We start from the raw sequence: 3,632 nt of genomic DNA, 5'->3' as shown, positions 1-3,632 counted from the left end.
TGCGTGCTCTCGGCGTGCCGGGTGAAAGCCCTCGTACTGGGCGTACTCGGGCTTTCGGCCGGTGCGGCGAGAGCACGTGCCGGGCGTTCCAGGTGGCGTGCGGGGCTTTCGAAACACCCCCTAGGGGATGCCGATGCCCTGCTGATCCTGCGTACCCGGTATCGGGGCTGGATGGGCCCCGGAGGGGCGCGGGGAACTGCGCGCCGGGCCCCATATCACCCGCAGACCGCGATGAACAGCCAGGGGCAGCCCCAGTCCAGCAAGCTCCGCCGGTCACGGCGCTAGGACCCTAGGCGCTCCGCCTCGGCGAGGACCGGGGCCACCCCGTCCTCCTTGCCGAGCCGTGCCGCCACATCCGCCGCGCGCCGCGCGTACGACTGTCGCCGCACCGCGGCGACCAGCGCCGCCGCGAGCCGGTCGGCCCGCAGTCCGCGCAGCGGAACCGCCGCGGGGGCGACCCCGAGCGCGGTGAGCCGCGCGGCCCAGAACCCGGCGTCGAACTGCACCGGCACGGGCACCGAGGGCACACCGGCGCGCAGGCCGGCCGCGGTGGTGCCGGCTCCGGCGTGGTGCACCACCGCGGCCATGCGCGGAAAGAGCAGCGCGTGCGGCACCTCGTCGACGGTGAGCATGTCGTCGCCGTCGGCGTGGAGCCCGGCCCAGCCGCGCTGGATCACCCCGCGCAGCCCGGCGGCGCGGAGCGCGCGCACCAGCTCGGCGCTGAGCCGCCCGGCGTCCGGCACCGTCGCGCTGCCGAGGCCGACGAAGACCGGCGGCGCACCGGCTTCGAGGAAGTCGCGGACGCGGCGCGGCAGTCGGGCGTCCGGCGGGTCGTACGGCCACCAGTAGCCGGAGACGGCCAGTCCCGGCCGCCAGTCGGCCGGGCGGCGCACGACCAGCGGGCTGAAGCCGTGCTGCACGGGCCAGCGGGCGCGTTCCCTGGCGCGGCTGCCGAAGTGCCGCGCCGCGCGGCGCGGGAGCCCGAGCTCGGCGCTGACCACATGGCGCACGGCGTCGGCGTAGATCCGGTCGATGACGCCGTTCACGGCGTGGCCGGCGAGCCGGTTGCCGAGCGGGCCGCAGGAGCGGGTGCCGACGACGCTGGGGCAGAACTCCCGGGTGGGCGCCAGGGGCTGGAGGTAGACGCCCATGCTGGGCACGGCCATGCCGCCGCCGATGGCGTACCCGAGCGGGGCGAGGGAGCTGGAGACGAGCAGCAGGTCGCTGTCCCGGGCGGTTCTCACCAGCGGGGGGACCATGTCGCCCACGAGTTCGCGTGCCATGCGCACCAGCCGGACCAGCTTGCCCGCGCCGGTGGCGCTGCGGTGCAGCGCGTGCCCCCGGCTCGACTCCAGCTCCGCGCGCGGGTCGACGGGCAGCGGCACGAAGCCGACGCCCGCTCTGGCGACCAGCGACTCGAACGGCGCATGGGTGACCACGGTGAGCTCGTGCCCGGCCTGTGCCAGTCCGTGGGCCAGCCCGGTGTACGGCGCGACGTCGCCGCGCGAGCCGGCCGTCATCAGCGCAATCCGCATCGGACCAGTATGGACTGCTCAGCGGGGCCGCTCGTCCTTGACGCGGCGCAGTTTCCCGACGGATCGTTCCAGCGCGCCGGGCTCGACGACGCGCACCTCGGCGGTGATGCCGACGCCGTCCTTGATGTCCGCGGCGATCCGCGCGGCGGCCTCGGCGCGCTGCTCGGCCGGGGCGTCCTCGCGGGCCTCGACGAGGACGGCCATGTGGTCCATCCGGCCCTGCCGAGTGAGGTGGAGCTGGAAGTGCGGGGCCACGGCGGGCACGCGCAGCACGATCTCCTCGATCTGGCTGGGGAACACGTTCACACCGCGCAGGATGATCATGTCGTCGCTGCGTCCGGTGAGCTTGCGGATGCGGCGGAAGGCGGGACGGGCGGTGCCGGGGAGGAGCCGGGTGAGGTCACGGGTGCGGTAGCGGATGACGGGCAGCGCCTCCTTGGTGAGGGTGGTGAGCACCAGTTCGCCGTCCGCGCCGTCCCCGGCGGGCGTGTCGCCCAGGGGGTCCACGGTCTCGGGGTAGAAGTGGTCCTCCCAGAGGTGCAGCCCGTCCTTGGTCTCCACGCACTCCTGGGCGACGCCGGGCCCCATGACCTCCGACAGGCCGTAGATGTCCACGGCGTGCAGGTCGAGCCGGTCCTCGATCTCGCGGCGCATCTCCTCGGTCCACGGCTCGGCGCCGAAGACGCCGATGCGCAGCGAGGAGGCGCGCGGGTCGGCGCCCTGCCGCTCGAACTCGTCCAGCAGGGCGAGCATATAACTCGGCGTCACCATGATGATCTCGGGCCGGAAGTCCCGGATCAGCTGCACCTGACGGGCCGTCATACCGCCGGAGGCCGGGATGACGGTGCAGCCCGCGCGCTCCGCGCCGTAGTGCGCGCCGAGTCCGCCGGTGAACAGGCCGTACCCGTAGGCGACATGCACCTTGTGGCCCGGCCGGCCGCCCGCGGCGCGCAGCGAGCGGGCCACCACGTCCGCCCACACGGACAGGTCCCGGTCGGTGTAGCCGACGACGGTCGGACGGCCCGTGGAGCCGCTGGAGGCGTGGATGCGCCGCACCCGCTCCATCGGGACGCCGAACATCCCGTACGGGTAGGTGTCGCGCAGGTCGTCCTTGGTGGTGAACGGAAAGTGCGCCAGGTCGGCCAGGCTCCGGCAGTCCTGAGGCCGCACGCCCGCCGCGTCGAACTTCTCGCGGTAGAGCGGGACGTGGTCGTAGGCGTGCCGGAGGGTGGCCTGGAGGCGGGAGAGCTGCAGCGCCCGCAGCTCGGCGGGGCCGTGCCGCTCGCCCGCGTCGAGGAGGGCGCCCGGCGGGGGCGCGCCGAGCCTCCGCGCCGGGCGCGCCGGGGTGGCGGAATCACGGCTCACTCTGACCCCCGTCCGAGAAACGACCGACCATTCGGTTTATGTGTGCGCCGCCAGTTATCCAGCCCGCTCCACCGCCTGTCAAGACGTCTGCGCCAGCGCTCCGGCGCCGTGCGCTGGAACGTGCCGGGCAGGGGGTGCCCCGGCCGGCCCCGGCGGTCACACGGATGGGCCCGGCCGGATGGCCGGGGGCGGGCCGGGGCTGGAGGCTCGCACCGTGGACGTGTCCCGCGACTCCGGGGGAACGCCGGGCCGCGAGGGAGGGCCAGTGAACCGTTTCGGCGCGCGCTGGCCCCTCTACGGCAGAGGGGCGCCGTGGCTGCTGATCCTCGCCTCGGTCGCGGTGGAAGTGCTGACTCCGCCCAACTTCACGGGCTCGCCGCTGCTCGTGTTCGCCGGGCTGATGGCGGCGGTGAACTCCACTCTGCGGCACACGGCCGCCGTGGTCGTCGCGGCCGTGCTGACGTCCCTGCTGTTCGGCCTGGCCGGGGGGCACGTCAGCGCGGGGCCGGACTTCGTGGACATCACCACCGTCACCGTCGCCGGGCTGATCGCCATCGACGTCAACCGGCTGCTCGCGCAGCACACGCAGCAGCTGCACACGGCGCGCACCGTGGCGGAGGCGGCCCAGCGCGCCGTGCTGCCGACCCCGCCGGAGCGCCTGTGCGGGCTCGCCATCGCCGCCGGCTACCGGGGCGCCGAGGCGGAGGCGCGGGTGGGCGGGGACCTGTACGC

2 protein-coding genes and 1 pseudogene are annotated in these 3,632 nt (G+C 74.8%); 1 reads left to right on the top strand and 2 read right to left on the bottom strand.

Translation table 11 applies throughout. The features are described from left to right. Nucleotides 1-281 precede the first annotated feature (281 nt). A complete protein-coding gene (locus G5C65_RS33410; RefSeq protein ID WP_206442561.1) occupies nucleotides 282-1,535 on the bottom strand; it encodes a glycosyltransferase in 1,254 nt (417 codons plus the stop codon). An 18-nt stretch (nucleotides 1,536-1,553) separates the two neighbouring features. Then, nucleotides 1,554-2,900, bottom strand: coding sequence for a phenylacetate--CoA ligase PaaK (gene paaK, locus G5C65_RS33405; RefSeq protein ID WP_165302810.1), 1,347 nt, complete (start codon nucleotides 2,898-2,900; stop codon nucleotides 1,554-1,556). 265 nt (nucleotides 2,901-3,165) lie between these two features. On the opposite strand from paaK, the pseudogene G5C65_RS33400 reads away from it, so the two are divergent. Continuing rightward, nucleotides 3,166-3,632: pseudogene (locus G5C65_RS33400) on the top strand (PP2C family protein-serine/threonine phosphatase); the annotation flags it as partial.

Origin of the sequence: Streptomyces boncukensis, assembly GCF_011045075.1 — a bacterium.
Lineage (GTDB): Bacteria > Actinomycetota > Actinomycetes > Streptomycetales > Streptomycetaceae > Streptomyces > Streptomyces boncukensis.
The sequence above is the reverse complement of the archived record's forward strand: the minus strand, read 5'-3'. Positions and strand labels throughout refer to the sequence as shown.

Excerpts from the sequence above, each read along its gene's own strand:
- G5C65_RS33410 (WP_206442561.1), bottom strand. The coding sequence starts at position 1,535 with ATGCGGATTGCGCTGATGACGGCCGGCTCGCGCGGCGACGTCGCGCCG.